The organism is Streptomyces sp. NPDC088725, from assembly GCF_044751305.1.
Taxonomy (GTDB): Bacteria; Actinomycetota; Actinomycetes; order Streptomycetales; family Streptomycetaceae; genus Streptomyces.
The window spans coordinates 315,219-333,355 of record NZ_JBIVLO010000003.1; the positions used below are offsets into that span (position 1 = coordinate 315,219).

Here is an 18,137-nt window from a genome sequence, read left to right on the forward strand (position 1 = left end):
ACGACACGCGCTTTATCCATGTAACGGGCGAATCTCCGCCGTGTCGCCCAATATACGTTTTATGTGTTTTTTCGGTCAGCCCAGTGACGCGGAGAGTTTTCGATGACGCCGAGCATCACCAAGGAAGCCGGAGCGGCGGACGCGGAGGAATCCGCCGCGCCCACCCCGGCCGACGCCTTCGACGCGCTGTACACACGCACCGCGACCGGCCTCGTACGCCAGACGTACCTGCTCACCGGGGAACGCGCCCTCGCCCACGAGGCCGTGGAGCGCGCGTTCCACCACGCCTGGCAGCGCTGGCCCGAGGTCGCGGTCGACCGGGACCCGGACGGATGGGTGCGGGCGGCCGCGTACGAGTACGCCCTGTCGCCCTGGCACCGCCTGCGCCGTACGCGGCAGGACGATGGCCGGGGCGGCGAGGACAGGCCCGCGCTGCCCGCGGCGCTGCTCGCGCTGCCTCCGTCGCACCGCCGCGCGCTGCTGCTCCACGACGGTCTCGGCCTCGACCTTCCGGAGACCGCGGCCGAGATGGAGTCGAGTACCCGGGCGGCGGCGAACCGGCTGCTGTACGCCCGCAGGTCGGTCGCCGAGCGGCTGCCCGAGCTGAGCGACGCCGGGGAACTGCACGAACAGCTGGACTCGCTGACCCGCAGCGCTCCCCCGCCCTCGATCGCCCCGGCCGACGCCGTACGGACGGGATGCGAGCGGCGGGCCCGGTTCTGGACGCGGACGACCTTCGCGTTCACGGCGCTGATCGTGGGGGCCACCTGCTTCACCGTGGCGACCGCGCCGACCTGTTACAGCCCGCCGCAGGCGCCGAGCAGGCGGGTGGGCGGCCTGCCGCTGACGAGCGGGCCGCAGCGGCTCAGCCGGGAGGACCTGCGGCTGCGCGACCGGCTGGCCGACGAACCGGCGAACGGCCCGCAGCGCCTGGTCCCGCTGGCGAACTGATGCCGGCGCGCACGCGGGCGCGGAACGCGCGTGGGCGACGCGCACGCGGGCGCGAAACGCGCGTGGGCGGCGAAACGTACCCGGGCCGCGAAACGCGCGTGGGCCCGCACCCCGGGAAGGGGTGCGGGCCCACGCGCGTACGGGTCCTGCCCGGCCTCGCGGGGCCGGACCGGCCGTGTGCCGGCGGAAAGGACTCAGCCGGCCAGGATGGCGCGCGCCAGCTGGGCGGTCTCGGTCGGCGTCTTGCCGACCTTCACGCCCGCGGCCTCAAGGGCCTCCTTCTTCGCCGACGCCGTGCCGGAGGAGCCGGAGACGATGGCGCCCGCGTGGCCCATGGTCTTGCCCTCGGGCGCGGTGAAGCCCGCGACGTAGCCGACGACCGGCTTGGTCACGTTCTTGGCGATGAAGTCGGCGGCACGCTCCTCGGCGTCGCCGCCGATCTCGCCGATCATCACGATCAGGTCGGTCTCGGGGTCGGCCTCGAACGCGGCGAGCGCGTCGATGTGCGTCGTACCGATGACGGGGTCGCCACCGATGCCGACGGCCGAGGAGAAGCCGATGTCGCGCAGCTCGTACATCATCTGGTAGGTCAGCGTGCCGGACTTGGACACGAGACCGATGCGGCCGGGCTTGGTGATGTCGCCCGGGATGATGCCGGCGTTGGACTGGCCCGGGGTGATGAGACCGGGGCAGTTCGGGCCGATGATCCGGGTCTTGTTGCCCTTGGCGCCCGCGTACGCGTAGAACGCGGCGGAGTCGTGGACCGCGATGCCCTCGGTGATGACGACCGCGAGCGGGATCTCGGCGTCGATCGCCTCGACGACCGCGGACTTGGCGAACGCCGGCGGTACGAAGAGGACGGAGACGTCGGCGCCGGTCTTCTCGATGGCCTCGGCGACGGAGCCGAAGACGGGTACGTCGGTGCCGTCGAAGTCGACGGACGTGCCGGCCTTGCGCGGGTTCACGCCGCCGACGATGTTGGTGCCGTCAGCGAGCATGAGCTTGGTGTGCTTCATGCCGGTGGCGCCGGTCATCCCCTGGACGATGACCTTGCTTTCCTTGGTCAGGAAAATAGCCATGGTGTTGGTGCCCTGATTCCCTTGTCGTGTCGGAGACGCGCGAAAGTCAGCGGGCCGCTGCGGCCAGCTCGGCGGCCTTGTCGGCCGCGCCGTCCATGGTGTCCACGCGCTGCACGAGCGGGTGGTTGGCGTCGGACAGGATCTTGCGACCCAGCTCCGCGTTGTTGCCGTCGAGGCGGACGACCAGCGGCTTCGAGACGTTCTCACCCTTGGTCTTGAGCAGCTCGAGCGCCTGGACGATGCCGTTGGCGACCTCGTCGCACGCGGTGATGCCACCGAAGACGTTGACGAAGACGGACTTGACGTCCGGGTCGCCCAGGATGATCTCCAGGCCGTTCGCCATCACCTCGGCGGAAGCGCCGCCGCCGATGTCGAGGAAGTTGGCGGGCTTCACGTTGCCGTGGGCCTCACCGGCGTACGCGACGACGTCCAGGGTCGACATGACCAGACCGGCGCCGTTGCCGATGATGCCGACCTCACCGTCGAGCTTGACGTAGTTGAGGTTCTTGGCCTTGGCGGCAGCCTCGAGGGGGTTGGCCGCGGCCTTGTCCTCGAGCGCCTCGTGGTCCGGCTGGCGGAAGTCCGCGTTCTCGTCGAGCGAGACCTTGCCGTCCAGCGCGACGATCTTGCCGTCACCGGTCTTGACCAGCGGGTTCACCTCGACCAGGAGGGCGTCCTCCTTGATGAAGACGGTCCACAGCTGCTGGAGGACGTCGGCCACCTGGCCGGCGATCTCGGCCGGGAACTTCGCCGCGGCGACGATCTCGGCGGCCTTCTCGGGGGTGCAGCCCTCGTTGGCGTCCACCGCGATCTTGGCGAGCGCGTCGGGGTTCTCCTCCGCGACGACCTCGATCTCCACGCCGCCCTCCACGGAGGCCATGGCGAGGAAGGTGCGGTTGGTGCGGTCCAGCAGGAAGGAGACGTAGTACTCCTCCGCGATGTCGGCGGTCTCGGCGAGCATCACCTTGTGGACCGTGTGGCCCTTGATGTCCATGCCCAGAATCTGACCGGCCTTCTCGACGGCGTCCGCCGGGTCGGAGGCCAGCTTCACGCCGCCCGCCTTGCCGCGGCCGCCGACCTTGACCTGCGCCTTGACGACAGCCCTTCCGCCGAGACGCGTCGTCACCTCGCGGGCCGCCTCAGGCGTTTCGATGACTTCACCGGCCAGCACCGGTACACCGTGCTTGGCGAAGAGATCCCTCGCCTGGTACTCGAACAGGTCCACGCGTGTGTCCGTCCCTTGTCTACTAAAAACCGCAGCCTGGCGATCGCGGGGTTTATGTCTGCGTGGGCGTGCCGCGATGGGCAACGTGACTGCGCTGTCACTGAGGGAGGCGTACACGATGTCCGGTACGCGGCATGTCCGTCTTGCAGGTTATCCCCGTGGGCCCTGGGGCCCTAAATCACAGATGACACCTACGCGGTGATACCTGTCACAGACGGTGCTGGAAACAGGGACTCGACCGGGCCGTCCTCCGCCCGATACCGGGCACCCTCTCACCCGATATCGGGCGTCTCCAGGACGATACCGGGCGGTCCCCGGCCCTTGCGGGGACCGCCCGGCGGTCACGTGTGTTCCGTCACGTGGCCGGCTCAGCCGCCGTACGAACCGGACCAGCTGTTCGTCGGGGACATCGGACGGTTGTTCGAGGGAAGGTCGGGTGTCACCGGCGCTTCCGGGGCCGGGGCATCGACGGCCATGTGGTCGTGGCTGCTCCGCACGGGGCTCTGGTGGGTGACGGGAGCATCGGTGGGCGCGGCCTCGACGCGGGGGGCCGCGGTGTCGGCCGTGGGGCCGTTCCCGGCGTCGGCGTAGCCCGGTATCAGGTCAAGCGGACCGAAGAGGTAGTCGATGACGTCGTCGCCTTCGCCACTCTGCGTGCTGCTGCCCGTACTGCCGCCACTGGACGGTGACGGTGACGCGGACGGCGCGCTGGGGGCAGCGGCGCTGGGCGTGTGCGCCGGTGCGGTTGTGTGCCCGGGGGCCGGGGTGTGTGCGGGCGCGGACTGGCTCGGGGCCGGCGCCTCTGTCGTCGGAAGCGGGGCGTGCGGCTGGGGAGTCTGACCGGTGACGCCCCCGACGACACCGCCGACGGTGTCGCCGACAGCGCCGGTGAGGCCGCCCACGAGGTCGGGAACGTCAATGGCGTGGTCGGGAAGCGACACCGGCAGCGCGTCCGGTGCTTCCTCCGCGTTGGCCCCGGCGGCCCCGAAGGCCAGCAGTCCTGTGGCCGTCGCGGCCACAGCCACGGTACGGCGGATGTTCTTGTGCATGCGTGCTCAGTTCCTTCGCGTACTCGGAATGCGGCGAACCGGAGATCTTCCGGTTCCTGCGGGCAGACCTGTGCCGCCCCCGCGCGGCAGGTCGGACGAGTAAAAGCCTGCCCCAACCGAGGAGTTCGAGGGCTACTGAGGTCCGCTCAGTACCTGCTTTGTTCCGACTGGGGCCGATTGGGCCTACTGAGGCAGCGTCATGTCGGGTATGGGCAGCGGCCGCTTCTCGATCGCCGCCGCCATCACGTCCGGGAAGAGATCCGGGGTGCAGGCGAACGCCGGCGCTCCCAAGGCCGCGAGGGCTGCCGCGTGCTCACGGTCGTACGCGGGCGCCCCCTCGTCGGACAGCGCGAGCAGCGCCACGAACTGCACGCCGGACGCCTTCATCGCCGCCACCCGCTTGAGCATCTCGTCGCGTATGCCGCCTTCGTAGAGGTCGCTGATGAGGACGACGACGGTATCGGCGGGGCGGGTGATCTGCGACTGGCAGTAGGCCAGCGCGCGGTTGATGTCGGTGCCGCCGCCGAGCTGGGTGCCGAAGAGCACGTCCACCGGATCCTCCAGCTGGTCGGTGAGGTCCACGACGGCTGTGTCGAAGACCACCAGCCGGGTGGCGATGGAACGCATGGAGGCGAGCACCGCGCCGAAGACGGAGGCGTAGACGACGGACGCCGCCATCGATCCCGACTGGTCGATGCAGAGGACGACTTCCTTCTTCACGGACTGCGAGGCCCTGCCGTATCCGATGAGCCGTTCCGGGACGACCGTGCCGTACTCCGGCAGGTAGTTCTTGAGGTTGGCCCTGATGGTGCGGTCCCAGTCGATGTCCTGGTGGCGCGGCCTGTTGATCCTGGCGGACCGGTCGAGCGCGCCGGTCAGGGTGGCCCGGGTCCGGGTGGCGAGGCGCTGTTCGATGTCGGCGACCACCTTGCGCACGACAGCCCGCGCGGTCTCCTTGGTGGTCTCGGGCATGACCTTGTTCAGCGAGAGCAGCGTGCCGACCAGATGGACGTCGGCCTCCACGGCCTCCAGCATCTCCGGTTCGAGCAGCAGCGCGGAGAGCCCGAGCCTGTCGATGGCGTCGCGCTGCATGACCTGGACGACAGAGCTGGGGAAGTACGTACGGATGTCGCCGAGCCAGCGCGCGACCGAGGGCGCGGAGGCCCCGAGCCCGGCGGACCGGCTGCCGCCTTTCCCCTTGTCCTTGCCGTACAGAGCGGACAGCGCGCCGTCCATGGCCGCGTCATGCCCGGAAAGCCGGCATCCCGTGCCGTCGGCGCTCCCTCCGCCGAGCACCATGCGCCACCGCCGCAGCCGCTCGTCGACACCGCTGTCCGCGCTCATCGGCCCACCTCCGCGTAGTCGTTGATGTCACCGTCGGCCGGCGCGGGTGCGTCCGGCGGGCTCAGGGCCTGCGCGCCCTCGGTCGCGGGTACGTCCGGCACGGGCGCGTCCGGAACGGGCCTGTCCCGCGCGGGTGCGTGCGCTGCCGTCGTGCCCGGCACGGGCACGTCCAGCGCGGGCCTCTCCGGCACGGGCACGTCCGGCGCGGGCCTCTCCGGCATGGGTGCGTCCGCTGCCGTCGTGGCCGTGCCGAGCAGCAGGCGCAGGACCGGCAGTACCGCGTCCGCCCGCGTCTCGTCCTGCCCGGGGCCGAAGCCGGGCGTCGTGTCGTCCTGGTCCGCCGGACCCCCGGCCGCGGGGCCCCGGCGGACCAGCTCGCCCAGCGTCCGGCGCACGCCCGGCTCGTACGCGGAGAACGTGCGGCGCAGCAGCGGGAGTACGTCCGTGAACGCGTCGGGGCTCACGGACGTCAGCCACGTGTCGACCAGGCCGAGCAGCCGTTCGTCGTGGACCAGGAGCAGGCCGCCTGACCCGCCGCCGACGAACCCCTCGATCCAGGCGGCGGCGTCGGCCGGTTCCGTGCCCGGCGACAGGGCCAGCCCCATGAACCGCGCGGCTTCGTCCTCCGCGAGACGTCCGTCGTCCAGCAGCAACCTGGCCGCCCGGCCCCGGATCACCCCGGGGACGGTGTCCCGCCCGGCGAGCTTGTGCAGGGCGGCTTCCCAGCGCGCGCCGAGAGCCCTGCCCCGGCCCTCGCCCCCGTCGTGAAGGAGGCCGATGCCGGTGTGGACGCGGTCGAGGTGAGCGCGCATCTCGGCTGCTCCGTCCTCGTCGAGACCGGTGCAGGCGGGCGGCAGGCCGACGCAGATCCGCTCGGCGAGCCCCGCCGCGACTTCGCCGAGCGCCGCGGTGTCCGTGGACCGTACGTCGCCGTACCGCAGCGAACGGGCCAGGGCGGGCAGCGCCCGGGCGAGGTGGCCCACGTCGGCGTCGAGCGCGGCGCGGTCGGCGAGTGCCGTCATCACCACGGGCAGCGCGTCGGGCAGTTCGGCCAGGAGACACCGTTCGGCGAGCGCCGTCACCTCGGCGAGCGCGGTCGCCGACACGGCCTCGGACTCGGCCTTCGCCGTGGCCGCCGAGAGCACCGTCGTGCCCCACACTCCGGCTTCGGCGACCCGTACGTACAGCTCGGGCTCCCAGCGCAGCCGCCAGCTCTCCCGGAACGTGCCCGTACTCCCCCGGCTCGCCGTCGGCGCTCCCCAGCCGATGCCGAGCAGTCGCAGCCGGTGCAGCAGCCTGCTGCGCGCGGCGTCGGTCTCCTTGCGGAGATCCAGGTCGAGATCGCGCTCCAGCGCCTCCGGCTTGAGACGCAGCGAGCGCTGTGACCGGGTGAGATCGCGCTGGAGCGGCACGGCGGGCGCGCCGTCCGGCACCTCACCGAGCACATCGCCGATGATGAGCCGGTCCCTGATGAGCGCGAGCGGCACGTCGGACCCCTCGCACATCACGGCCCTGATCGCGTCGGTGGTCTCCGTCAGCCCGGCCAGCGGGCGGCCCCGCATCACGGCCAGGGTCTCGGCGAGCCTGACCGCCTCGATGACATGGGCGGAGGAGACGGGCCTGTCCTCCTCCCTCAGCAGCCGCGCGACCTTCGTCAGCCAGCGCTCCACCGGGCGGTCCGGCACACCGAAGAGGTGTCCGTACCAGCCTGGCGAGTCGATCCCGGCGCCGTAGCCGCTGTGCCGGGCGAGCCTGCGGTGGGTCCACGGCACCCACGTCAGCTCCGTCTTGACCTTGGGCAGCCCCTTGAGGAGCGCGCGGTCGGCGGTGACCGTCGTCTTCTCCGCGAGGGCGGGCACATGCCAGGCGCCGCAGACCACGGCGACTCCGTCGTCCCCGAACTCCTTGCGCGCGGCGCGCAGCTGGATCCGCATATGGGCCTCGCGGACGCGATCGCGCGGGTGCTCGCCGTCGCCGTGCTCCTCGCGCAGCGCGGTCATGGCCTCGGCGACGGCGTCGAACGGCGCGAAGGGATCTCCTGTCCCGTTGCTCCCGCCGGGACCCTGATGTTCTACGGCGTCCTCCCACCAGCGCTCGGGGTCGTCGTACCCGGCGGCCTCCGCCAGTACGGAGAGCGGGTCGATCCGCAGCCCTCTCCCGGCGCCACCGCCTCCGGTGTCCTCTCCTCCCCCGGGCTCCTCACCGTCCGCCGGCTCCCCTTCCTCGTCCGGGGCGAGCGCCAGCGAATGAGCCGCGGGGAGGTCGATGAACCGCACCGGTACGTCATGTACGAGCGCCCAGCGGATGGCCACCCACTCCGGTGAGAACGCGGCCAGCGGCCAGAACGCCGCGCGTCCCGGATCGTCCACGGCGTGCGCGAGGAGCGCGACGGGTGGCTTCATCCCCTCGTCGGCGGCGAGCGCCAGCAGCGCGTCCCCCTCCGGCGGCCCCTCGATGAGCACGGTGCGCGGCGCCGCCGCGTCGAGCGCGCGGAGCACGCCCCGGGCGGACCCGGGGCCGTGGTGCCGGACCCCGAGCAACAGTGGCCCTTTCACGCGCTCACCTCCCGGCACGCGCGGTAGAAGTCCTTCCAGCCGTCGCGCTCGCGGACGACCGTCTCGACGTACTCCTGCCAGATCACCCGGTCCGCCGCCGGGTCGCGGACCACGGCGCCGAGAATGCCCGCCGCCACGTCACCGGGCCGCAGCACGCCGTCGCCGAAGTGGGAGGCGAGCGCGAGGCCGTTGGTGACGACCGAGATCGCCTCCGCCGTGGACAGCGTCCCGGAAGGGGACTTGAGCTTCGTGCGGCCGTCGGCCGTGACGCCGTCACGCAGTTCACGGAAGACCGTGACGACCCGGCGGATCTCGTCGATGCCCTCGGGGCCCGGCGGCAGGTCGAGCGAGCGGCCGATCTGCTCGACCCGCCGCGAGACGATGTCGACCTCGGCGTCGGGCGTCGCGGGCAGCGGCAGCACGACGGTGTTGAACCGCCGGCGCAGCGCGCTCGACAGGTCGTTGACCCCGCGGTCCCGGTCGTTGGCCGTGGCGATCATGTTGAACCCGCGTACCGCCTGGGCCTCCTGCCCCAGCTCGGGGATCGGCAGGGTCTTCTCCGACAGGATCGTGATCAGCGAGTCCTGCACATCGGCGGGGATACGGGTCAGCTCCTCGACCCGCGCGGTCATGCCTTCCGTCATGGCCCGCATCACGGGACTCGGCACCAGCGCCTCGCGGCTCGGGCCGTGGGCGAGCAGCTGCGCGTAGTTCCAGCCGTAGCGGATCGCCTCCTCCGGGGTGCCCGCCGTGCCCTGCACCAGCAGCGTCGAGTCCCCGCTGACCGCCGCCGCCAGATGTTCGGAGACCCAGGTCTTCGCGGTGCCCGGCACGCCGAGGAGCAGCAGCGCCCGGTCCGTCGCGAGCGTGGTGACCGCCACCTCCACGATCCGGCGCGGGCCGACGTACTTCGGCGTGATCACCGTGCCGTCCGGCAGGGTGCCGCCGAGCAGATACGTGGCGACGGCCCACGGCGACAGTTTCCAGCGGACGGGCCGCTGCCTGTCGTCGGCCGCCGCGAGTGCTTTCAGCTCGTCCGCGAACGCGTCCTCGGCATGCGGCCGCAGGGCCTCCGCGGGCGCGGTGGATTCGGCGGGCTCGGTGATTGCGGGCATGGTCATGGGTCCCCCTCCAGATCGATCGACCGGGTGTGGAACCCACCGTGCACCACCCCACTGACAATCGACCTCCGGCGCCGCGTCGACGCAGGTCAGAGCCGTTGTCAGTGGGTCGCTCTAACGTCTTCCACATGAATGACATGGGGGTGCGCCGGACGGCGGAACAGGTGCTGGCTCTGGCTCCTGACGCCGCGTCACGCAAGGCGGGGACGAAGCTGAGCGCGGCCGGGCCGTGGTCGGGCGCGGGCGGCTCGGCGGGCGCGGTGTGGGGCCTGTGCAAGGGCAGCGGGAGCAAGCCGTATCAAACGGTGGTGGACACCACGGGTCCCGCGTACAAGTGCTCGTGCCCGAGCAGGAAGTTCCCGTGCAAGCACGCGCTGGGGCTGCTGCTGCTCCGGGCGGCGGACGAGGAGGCGGTGCCGCCGGGCGAGGCGCCCGACTGGGCCGCGGAGTGGCTGAAAGGGCGCCGCAAGCGCGACGACGGCCGGGCCGGGCGCGATCCGGACGCCAAGGCGCCGCCCGCCGATCCGGAAGCGGCCGGACGCAGGGCGGAGCGCAGGGCCGCGCGGATCACGGCGGGGGCCACGGAGCTGGAGCAGCGGCTGACGGACCTGCTGCGCGGCGGGCTGGCCGCGGCGGAGCAGTCGGGTTACGGGCTGTGGGAGGAGACGGCGGCGCGGATGATCGACGCGCAGGCACCCGGTCTCGCCGGCCGGGTGAGGGAGTTGGGTGCGATACCGGGATCGGGTCCCGGCTGGCCGGTGCGGTTGCTGGAGGAGTCCGCGCTGCTGCATCTGCTGGACCTGGCCTGGCTCGGCCTCGACCGGCTGCCGGAGCCACTGGCGACGACGGTCCGCACCCGGGTGGGTCTTCCGGCACCGGCCGGCGGCCCGCCGGTCCGGGACCACTGGCTGATCCTCGCTCAGTACGACTCCTCGGACGGCAAGCTCCTCACCCGGCGCGTGTGGCTGTACGGAAGGGAGACCGGGCGCTCGGCGCTGCTGCTCTCCTTCGGCGCGGCGGGCCGGTCACCCCAATTGGCCCTGCCGGTGGGGCTGATGGTGGACGCCGAGATCACACCGCACGCGGGCGCGGGGGCGCTGCGGGCCGACTGGGGCGGGCAGTTCGGCGCGCCGGAGCCGATCCAGGCGCCACCGCCGGGCGGTTCGACGGCCGCGGCCGTCACGGCGTACGGCGACGCGCTGCGCGACGATCCGTGGCTCCTCTCCTGGCCGGTGACGCTGAGCGGGGTCGTACCCGTGCCGGGCCCTGCCGGAGAGGGCTGGCAACTCGCCGACTCAGGAGGGGCGTTCGCGCTGCCCGTGGCCCCGTCCGCCCTTACGCGTCCCGGGCTGTGGAAGCTCGTCTCGCTGTCCGGCGGGGATCCGGTCACGGTGTTCGGTGAGTGCGGACATCGCGGTTTCAACCCGCTGGCGGTCTGGTCACCGGAGGCCCCGGGACCGGTCCCGCTCACCTGAACCGCGCCGCGCCGACCCCGAATCGCCGATCCGCGGGCCCTGACCGCGCGCCCTGCCAACGAGCCCCGCCACCACGTCCTGGCCCCGCGCCTCTGACCTCGATCCCGCATCCCGATCTGCGGTCCCGATCCTGCCCGGGCCCGCGTACGTACGGAGGACCGATGACCGGAACCACCGCCGCCACCGCCACTGCCCGCACCGCCAGTCCCGCCGTGTCCTGGGAACAGCTCGTCACCTCGGCACTGCTCGGCACGGACCGCCGTACGCCCCCGGCAGAGCTGCTGACCCCCGGCAAGGACGCGCCGACCGCCCTGTTGGACGCGGCCGCGCTGCACACCGTACGGCGCAGGGCCGGTCTGCTTCCGGCGCGCGCGGCCGAGCCGCCCGAGCGCGCGCCCGCGGACGACCGCGAGCAGGTGCCCGAGCGCGCCAGGAACCGGCTGGCCCAGCTGCTCGCCGACCGGTCCGCGCCCTCGGGCGGCGGCCGGCGCGGCACGGCCCCGGATCTCACCGAACTGCTGCCCCAGTGGCTCGCCGCCGCCAACGAACGCGGATACCGCGCACCGGCCGCCGCCCTGCCCGCGCTGCTCGACGCCGCCAGGGCGCGGACCGATCTGCGGCCCGAGGCACTGACGTTCGCCGGGCCGCGCGGGCTCTGGCTCGCACGGCTCAACCCGGAGTGGAAGTTCGCGCTGCGCGGAGGTTCCGGGGGCTCAGGACCGCGCTCCGGGCACGAGGGGCCCGACACACGGGACGCGCGGGCGATACGGACGCTCTGGGAGGAGGGCCTGTTCGCCGAGCGGGTCGCGCTGCTCGCCGCTGTCCGGGCCAGGGACGGACAGGAGGGCCTGGCGCTGCTGGCCTCCACCTGGTCCACCGAGCGCGCCGAGGACCGGCTGATGTTCCTCGACTCCCTGCGCGAAGGGCTGTCGGGAACGGACGAGCCGTTCCTTGAGCAGGCACTCTCCGACCGCAGCCGCAATGTCCGCTCCACCGCCGCCGAACTGCTCTCCTCACTGCCGGAATCCGCGCTCGCGAAACGTATGGCGGCCCGCGCGGCGACCTGCGTCAGCCTGAACCGCACGGGCAGCGGCCCGGCCGACGCGATCGTGGTCGAGGCGCCGCACGAATGCGACGCGGACATGCAGCGGGACGGCGTGACACCGGTCCCACCCTCAGGACGGGGCGAACGGTCCTGGTGGCTGGGCCAGTTGGTGGAGGCGGCTCCGCTGGCGACCTGGCATACCCGCCTCGGCCGCGGAACTCCCGAGGAGATGGTCGCGCTGCCCGTCCTCGACGGCTGGACGGAGGAACTGCACGCGGCCTGGTGCAGGGCGGCAGTCAGGCAGCGGGACGCGCGCTGGTCCCGGGCGCTGCTCGGCGCGCCCACCGTCTCCTCCGCGAACGGCGCCGGTGCCTGGTCCCTGGCCCAGCGCGCGAAGCTCCTCGCCCCGCTGCCTCCGGCCGAACGGGCCGAATGGGTGGCCGCGTTCATAGCCGCCCACGGTCTGTCGGAGGCGTTCCAGCTCCTCGGAGTCTGCGCGGTGCCCTGGGCCGAGCCGCTCGGCCGCGCGGTCGTCGACGCGCTCGACATCGCACGGGATGCCGGGAGCTATCCGTGGAGCTTCAGCGGGGTGATGGGCCTCGCGGAGCGCTGCCTCGATCCCGCGGAGGCCGGCCGTCTGGAACTGCTGACGGCGACGCCCGACGAAGCTGAGGCCACGTCACCGGGCGCGGGCGGCTACTGGTCGGAAGCCTTCCAGCGGCTGGTTTCCACGCTGCGGCTCCGGGCGGCGATGCTGTCGGAACTGGCGGACGAGGGCGCTGCGGAAGCCGAGGGTGACGGGAGCCGCACAAGCGACGGGCACGCCTGCCCGCCGCCCCTCTGACGCCAAACCTCTGACGCCAAACCTCTGGCGTCGGCCCTCTGACGCCAGCGCCCTGACGCCTGTCCTCCGGCCACTGTTCGCTGACCGTCGCCGCTGACCACTTACCCGCCGGTCATGCCCCTCTGGCCGTCCGCCGTTCCTACCGGCCGACGGCCAGAGGCGCTGACCGCCGCCCCGTCATGCGCCCGCGGGCTGCCGCACGTTCGCGTTCACCCAGTCGACGATCGACGTCGTCGTCGCTCCCGGGGTGAAGATCTCCGCGACGCCCAGCTCCTTCAGCGGAGCGATGTCCGCCTCCGGGATGATGCCGCCGCCGAAGACCTGGATGTCCGCCGCGTCGCGCTCCTTCAGCAGCTCTATCACCTTCGCGAACAGGGTGTTGTGGGCACCGGACAGGATGGACAGACCGATCGCGTCGGCATCCTCCTGGATCGCGGTGTCCACGATCTGTTCGGGGGTCTGGTGAAGCCCGGTGTAGATGACCTCCATACCGGCGTCGCGCAGCGCACGCGCGATCACCTTGGCCCCGCGATCGTGGCCGTCGAGACCAGGTTTGGCGACCACCACCCGAATCGGACCGGTCACACCCATCACTGCCTCCACATACCGACTGCGTCGTCATTGGCGCGGGCTCCGGCCGTCGTGGCCCGGAGTAGTGAACGAACGTTATCCCCAGCATCGCGCACCCTGCCGAATCCCCGACGGGCGGGGAGGGGGAAATCACACGGGGGACTTGTGCGCTTTGCTCCGACATCAACAGATCCGTTCCCCGATCATCGCCTGAAGCGGATGGATTTTGCATCGAACAGGTTTCGAACACAAAGCCAAGGCTGTGCCAGCGCTCCGCCGAAACACGGCCGAATGCCCGTTTCCGCAGGGCGCAAAACCCGCCGAAGATTGTGGCCGTCGCATACCGCCGGGTACAGTCGCGGCCACTGCTTTCCCCTGGGGTCCCTCCCACATTGGGGCGTGACCTCAGACCCTGGTCCTGCTGCCGAGGCGAGAGAGATAGTTGGTGAACGACCAGCACGCCCACGCCGGGTACGCCGCCTACGACGGCGACACCTCAGGCCACTTCGACGGCGATCCGCTTTTCGGCACCTTTTCCGGTCCTTACGAGGCGGACCACAACGCGCAGTACGAAGGCACACAGTGGGACGCTGGTGCGCAGCACCACGGGGCTGGTTACGACGCCTACGCCACACCGCAGTACGACATGAGCGGCCAGTGGGCCACCGTCGACGCAGCGGGCAATGCCGGTTACCAGCCGCCCGCCGACGGCACGGGCCAGTGGGACGCCAACGCCTGGAACCAAGCGAACGTAGCGGACCAGGCGAACCACGCGAACCCGCTGAACCAGCCGGATCAGCCGGATCAGACGAACCAGTCCGGTCAGGCCCACCCGCTGGACGCCAACGGCCAGCCGCTCCAGTACGACGCCACGCAGTTCGGGTACGGCACGGTGAACCACCCCCCGACCGCCCAGTTCGACGCCACGCAGCTCCAGTCGGCGCCGTACGCGTACGAGGCGACCGCCCAGTGGGCCGCGCCCGTCTTCGAGACCGGCTCGTACGACACCACCGCGTGGCAGGCGGCGCAGGACACGATCCTCGCGGAAGTCGTACCCGAGCAGTTCGCGCCCGGATACGCCCCCGGGGCGGAGTACGCACAGGACGGCCAGTACGACGCCGACACCGCGTACGGCCGGCAGCCCGAAGCCGACGCGTATCAGGACCCCGAGGGATATCAGGACCCCGAGCCGTACCGGGAGACCGACGGATACGAGGCCGGGTACGAGGCGTACGAGGCAGCGTCCCACGACGCAGGCCGTGACGCCGGGCCCGAGTCCGAGTCCGAGCCCGGGTCCGAACCCGCGTCGGTCCACATGGCGGAGACCACCACCACGCCCGTCCTCAGCCCGCCGCCCTCCGCCCGCCCGGTCAGGAGCTCCTCCGGGAACGGCGGAAACGGAAACCGCGGCCGCCGGCGCACGCCCGCGAAGCGTTCCGCGCTCTTCACCGTCGCTGTCCCGTCCGCCTGCGTGATGGGCGTCGCCGGGATCGCCGCGGCCTCCGTCGGCGGCATGAGCGGCGGCGAGGAGACGCAGGACGACATGAAGTCGCTGGCCGCGGCCGACCCGGGCTCGGTGAAGCCGGTCGCCGCCAACAGCAAGATGGACACACAGCTCAGGGCGCTCACCGCCGACGCCCGTGACTTCGGCAACCGCGCCAACCGCACGCAGGAGCGCATCGACCTGAAGGAGCGGCAGGAGGCGGAGAAGAAGAAGCGCGAGGAAGAGGCGGCGCGCAAGGAGGCGGCGCGGCCCAAGTTCGCCCTTCCGACCGACCAGCACGGCCTCAGCGCCTTCTTCGGCCAGGCCGGGGTCAACTGGATGTCCGTGCACACCGGGATCGACTTCCCGCTCTCGTACGGCACACCGGTGATGGCCGCGACCGACGGCACCGTGCGCACCCAGTGGAACAGCGCCTACGGCAACATGGCCATCGTGACCTCGCCCGACGGCACGGAGACGTGGTACTGCCACCTCAGCAGCACGAAGATCCGCTCCGGGTCCGTCAAGGCCGGCGACACCATCGCGTACTCCGGGAACTCGGGCAACTCCACCGGGCCGCACCTGCACTTCGAGGTCCGGCCGGGCTCCGGCTCCGCGATCGACCCGCTGCCGTGGCTGCGCAGCCACGGCCTCAACCCGCAGTGATCACACTCCTGTAACCACCCTCGGGCCGCCCGCGACACGTCCACGACAGGTCGCGGGCGGTCCGTGACCTCTACAGCTTCTGGACCGGGGCGTACCGCAGGAGCAGCCGCTTCGGCTTCTCGTCGCCGAAGTCGATCGTCGCCTGCGCGTCCGCGCCCGTCCCGGTCACCGTCATCACCGTGCCGAGACCGAACTGGTCGTGCGTGACCCTGTCCCCCACCGTCAGCGAGATCGCCGGCTTGTCGGTGGCCCGCCGCGTGGCGAAGCCCGAAGGGCCGCCGCTCTGCCTCGACCGCGCGGAGGACGAGGACAGTGAGGACGTGATCCCCGACGTCGGTCCCGCCGGGATCTGCGCGCCGGTCCGCTTCCAGTCCAGGTACTGCCCCGGGATCTCCTCGAGGAAGCGCGACGGCGGGTTGTACGCGGGCTGTCCCCAGGCGCTGCGCATGGACGACCGCGTCAGGTAGAGCCGTTCGCGGGCGCGTGTGATGCCGACGTACGCGAGCCGTCGCTCCTCCTCCAGCTCCTTCGTCTCGCCGAGGGCGCGCATGTGCGGGAACACGCCGTCCTCCAGGCCGGTCAGGAACACCACGGGGAATTCGAGCCCCTTGGCCGTGTGCAGCGTCATCAGCGTGATGACCCCGGAGCCGTCCTCGTCCTCGTCGGGGATCTGGTCGGAGTCGGCGACCAGGGCGACGCGCTCCAGGAACTCGGCGAGCGTGCCGGCCGGGGCCGCGGCCGTGCCGTCTCCGGCTGCCGCCGCCTGGCTCTGCTCTTGCTCGAACTCCAGTGCCACCGAGGCCAGTTCCTGCAGGTTCTCGATACGGGTCTCGTCCTGCGGGTCCGTCGACGCCTGCAACTCCGCCAGGTAGCCGGTCTGTTCCAGCACGGCTTCCAGGACCGTCGCGGGCCCGGCCCCCGACTCGACGACCGTGCGCAGCCCCTCCATCAGCGTGTTGAAGCGCTTGACGGCGTTGGAGGAACGGGCCGCCATTCCGTACGCCTCGTCCACCCGCCGCAGCGCCTGCGGGAAGGTGATCTTCTCGCGCAGCGAGAGCGCGTCGATCATCGCCTCCGCGCGGTCGCCGATGCCGCGCTTGGGCACGTTGAGGATCCGGCGCAGCGGTACGGCGTCCTCGGGGTTGGCCAGCACGCGCAGATAGGCCAGCACATCGCGGACCTCCTTGCGCTCGTAGAAGCGCACGCCTCCGACGACCTTGTACGGCAGGCCGACCCGGATGAAGATCTCCTCGAAGACACGGGACTGCGCGTTCGTCCGGTAGAAGATCGCGACGTCACCCGCCTTGGCGTCACCCGCGTCCGTCAGCCGGTCGATCTCCTCGGCGATGAACTGCGCCTCGTCGTGCTCGGTGTCCGCGACATAGCCGGTGATCTGCGCGCCGGTGCCGGCGTTGGTCCACAGGTTCTTGGGGCGGCGGCTCTCGTTGCGCTCGATGACCGCGTTGGCCGCGCTGAGGATCGTCTGCGTGGAGCGGTAGTTCTGCTCCAGCAGGATCGTCGTCGCGTTCGGGTAGTCCTCCTCGAACTGGAGGATGTTGCGGATGGTGGCGCCGCGGAACGCGTAGATCGACTGGTCGGCGTCGCCGACGACACACAGCTCGGCGGGGTCCTGGTCCTCGCCGGAGGGGCCCACCAGCTCACGTACGAGCGTGTACTGGGCGTGGTTGGTGTCCTGGTACTCGTCCACCAGGACGTGCCGGAAGCGCCGCCGGTAGTGCTCGGCGACATCCGGGAACGCCTGGAGCAGGTGGACGGTGGTCATGATGATGTCGTCGAAATCCAGCGCGTTGGCCTCGCGCAGCCGTGCCTGGTACATCCGGTAGGCCTCGGCGACGGTCTTCTCGAAGCCGTCGATGGCCTGGCCGGTGAAGGTCTCCTCGTCGATCAGCTCGTTCTTCAGATTCGAGATCTTGGCGCTGAAGGACTTCGGCGGATACCGCTTGGGGTCCAGCTCCAGATCACGGCAGACCAGGGCCATGAGCCGCTTGGAATCGGCCGCGTCATAGATCGAGAACGAGGACGTGAAACCGAGCTTCTTCGACTCGCGCCGCAGGATCCGTACGCAGGCGCTGTGGAAGGTCATCACCCACATGGCGCTGGCACGCGGGCCGACCAGCTGCTCGACGCGCTCCTTCATCTCGCCGGCGGCCTTGTTGGTGAAGGTGATCGCCAGTATTTCGCCGGGGTGCACGCGGCGCGTGCCCAGCAGATGAGCGATCCGGTGAGTCAGCACGCGCGTCTTGCCGGAACCGGCCCCGGCGACGATGAGCAGCGGCGATCCGGTGTGCACGACGGCGGCGCGCTGCTCGTCGTTCAGCCCGTCGAGCAGCGCCACCGGATTGACGACGGTGCGCGGGGCGCCGTCGCGGTGGTACGGATCCCGGGCCGCGGGCACGTGGAACGCTCCCTCGAAGAGATCGTCGGGCACCTGCTCAGGCTCGGTGTCCTCGGGCGGCGGCGGGTGCTCCTCGCCGGAGGGCTGGAGGTCCGCCAGGAAACTGTCATCAAAGAGGCTGCTCATCGCCTTCAGAGTCTAGGCCGCTCCACTGACAGCGGGCAGCCGACGTCCGAAACGCCCTGCCCCGGACGCCGGAATCCTCTCCAGGTGATCACGGAGCGTGCCCAGCAGCCACCGCATCCGCGAAGGTCACGAAAATGTATCGGGCATATCGCACATCAACCTTCACAGCAGCACCACGAAGTGGTTAG

12 protein-coding genes are annotated in these 18,137 nt (G+C 71.4%); 4 read left to right on the plus strand and 8 right to left on the minus strand.

Annotation, left to right across the window (positions count from 1 at the left end; genetic code table 11):
• The first annotated feature begins 102 nt into the window (after positions 1-102).
• Positions 103-951, plus strand: coding sequence for a sigma factor-like helix-turn-helix DNA-binding protein (locus tag ACIP6N_RS08465; protein ID WP_401813917.1), 849 nt, complete (start codon positions 103-105; stop codon positions 949-951).
• 194 nt (positions 952-1,145) lie between these two features.
• On the opposite strand, the gene sucD is transcribed toward ACIP6N_RS08465, so the two are convergent.
• The 6 genes from sucD to ACIP6N_RS08495 form a co-directional block, all read right to left on the minus strand.
• Entirely contained in the window at positions 1,146-2,030 is an 885-nt protein-coding gene (sucD, locus tag ACIP6N_RS08470; protein ID WP_401813918.1) for a succinate--CoA ligase subunit alpha, read from the minus strand.
• A gap of 46 nt (positions 2,031-2,076) precedes the next feature.
• On the minus strand, positions 2,077-3,255 hold the full coding sequence (gene sucC / locus ACIP6N_RS08475; RefSeq protein ID WP_401813920.1) for an ADP-forming succinate--CoA ligase subunit beta: 1,179 nt from the start codon (positions 3,253-3,255) through the stop codon (positions 2,077-2,079).
• Positions 3,256-3,623: 368 nt separating this feature from the next.
• The gene (locus tag ACIP6N_RS08480; RefSeq protein ID WP_401813921.1) at positions 3,624-4,304 is read right to left on the minus strand and encodes a hypothetical protein; all 681 of its coding nucleotides are present in this window, start codon (positions 4,302-4,304) and stop codon (positions 3,624-3,626) included.
• 183 nt (positions 4,305-4,487) lie between these two features.
• Positions 4,488-5,648, minus strand: a complete 1,161-nt coding sequence (locus ACIP6N_RS08485; RefSeq protein ID WP_401813923.1) for a VWA domain-containing protein — start codon at positions 5,646-5,648, stop codon at positions 4,488-4,490.
• Entirely contained in the window at positions 5,645-8,242 is a 2,598-nt protein-coding gene (locus ACIP6N_RS08490) for a DUF5682 family protein (protein ID WP_401814407.1), read from the minus strand. Before ACIP6N_RS08490 ends, ACIP6N_RS08485 begins: the two co-directional genes overlap by 4 nt.
• Complete coding sequence (locus tag ACIP6N_RS08495; protein WP_401813924.1) at positions 8,200-9,324, minus strand: AAA family ATPase; 1,125 nt, start codon at positions 9,322-9,324, stop codon at positions 8,200-8,202. Before ACIP6N_RS08495 ends, ACIP6N_RS08490 begins: the two co-directional genes overlap by 43 nt.
• Before the next feature lie 128 nt (positions 9,325-9,452).
• On the opposite strand from ACIP6N_RS08495, the gene ACIP6N_RS08500 reads away from it, so the two are divergent.
• Together ACIP6N_RS08500 and ACIP6N_RS08505 are read left to right on the plus strand one after the other, a co-directional pair.
• On the plus strand, positions 9,453-10,799 hold the full coding sequence (locus ACIP6N_RS08500) for an SWIM zinc finger family protein (protein ID WP_401813925.1): 1,347 nt from the start codon (positions 9,453-9,455) through the stop codon (positions 10,797-10,799).
• 161 nt (positions 10,800-10,960) lie between these two features.
• Positions 10,961-12,688, plus strand: a complete 1,728-nt coding sequence (locus ACIP6N_RS08505) for a DUF5691 domain-containing protein (RefSeq protein WP_401813926.1) — start codon at positions 10,961-10,963, stop codon at positions 12,686-12,688.
• Between the two features lie 177 nt (positions 12,689-12,865).
• On the opposite strand, the gene ACIP6N_RS08510 is transcribed toward ACIP6N_RS08505, so the two are convergent.
• Positions 12,866-13,279, minus strand: coding sequence for a cobalamin B12-binding domain-containing protein (locus ACIP6N_RS08510; protein ID WP_401813927.1), 414 nt, complete (start codon positions 13,277-13,279; stop codon positions 12,866-12,868).
• Between the two features lie 424 nt (positions 13,280-13,703).
• Between ACIP6N_RS08510 and ACIP6N_RS08515 the strand changes: the two genes are divergently transcribed.
• Positions 13,704-15,407 carry a peptidoglycan DD-metalloendopeptidase family protein gene (locus ACIP6N_RS08515; protein WP_401813929.1) on the plus strand — a complete coding sequence of 568 codons (1,704 nt, stop codon included), beginning with the start codon at positions 13,704-13,706 and terminating at the stop codon, positions 15,405-15,407.
• Positions 15,408-15,477: 70 nt separating this feature from the next.
• Here the strand turns inward: ACIP6N_RS08515 and pcrA are convergent, their stop codons facing one another.
• Positions 15,478-17,949, minus strand: a complete 2,472-nt coding sequence (gene pcrA / locus ACIP6N_RS08520; protein ID WP_401813930.1) for a DNA helicase PcrA — start codon at positions 17,947-17,949, stop codon at positions 15,478-15,480.
• Between the last annotated feature and the right edge of the window lie 188 nt (positions 17,950-18,137).

Bases quoted from the DNA above. Each gene is read 5' to 3' on its own strand.
- ACIP6N_RS08465 (WP_401813917.1), top strand. From the start codon at position 103: ATGACGCCGAGCATCACCAAGGAAGCCGGAGCGGCGGACGCGGAGGAA.
- sucD (WP_401813918.1), bottom strand. From the start codon at position 2,030: ATGGCTATTTTCCTGACCAAGGAAAGCAAGGTCATCGTCCAGGGGATG.
- ACIP6N_RS08480 (WP_401813921.1), bottom strand. From the start codon at position 4,304: ATGCACAAGAACATCCGCCGTACCGTGGCTGTGGCCGCGACGGCCACA.
- ACIP6N_RS08485 (WP_401813923.1), bottom strand. From the start codon at position 5,648: ATGAGCGCGGACAGCGGTGTCGACGAGCGGCTGCGGCGGTGGCGCATG.
- ACIP6N_RS08495 (WP_401813924.1), bottom strand. From the start codon at position 9,324: ATGACCATGCCCGCAATCACCGAGCCCGCCGAATCCACCGCGCCCGCG.
- ACIP6N_RS08500 (WP_401813925.1), top strand. From the start codon at position 9,453: ATGAATGACATGGGGGTGCGCCGGACGGCGGAACAGGTGCTGGCTCTG.
- ACIP6N_RS08505 (WP_401813926.1), top strand. From the start codon at position 10,961: ATGACCGGAACCACCGCCGCCACCGCCACTGCCCGCACCGCCAGTCCC.
- ACIP6N_RS08510 (WP_401813927.1), bottom strand. From the start codon at position 13,279: ATGGGTGTGACCGGTCCGATTCGGGTGGTGGTCGCCAAACCTGGTCTC.
- pcrA (WP_401813930.1), bottom strand. From the start codon at position 17,949: ATGAGCAGCCTCTTTGATGACAGTTTCCTGGCGGACCTCCAGCCCTCC.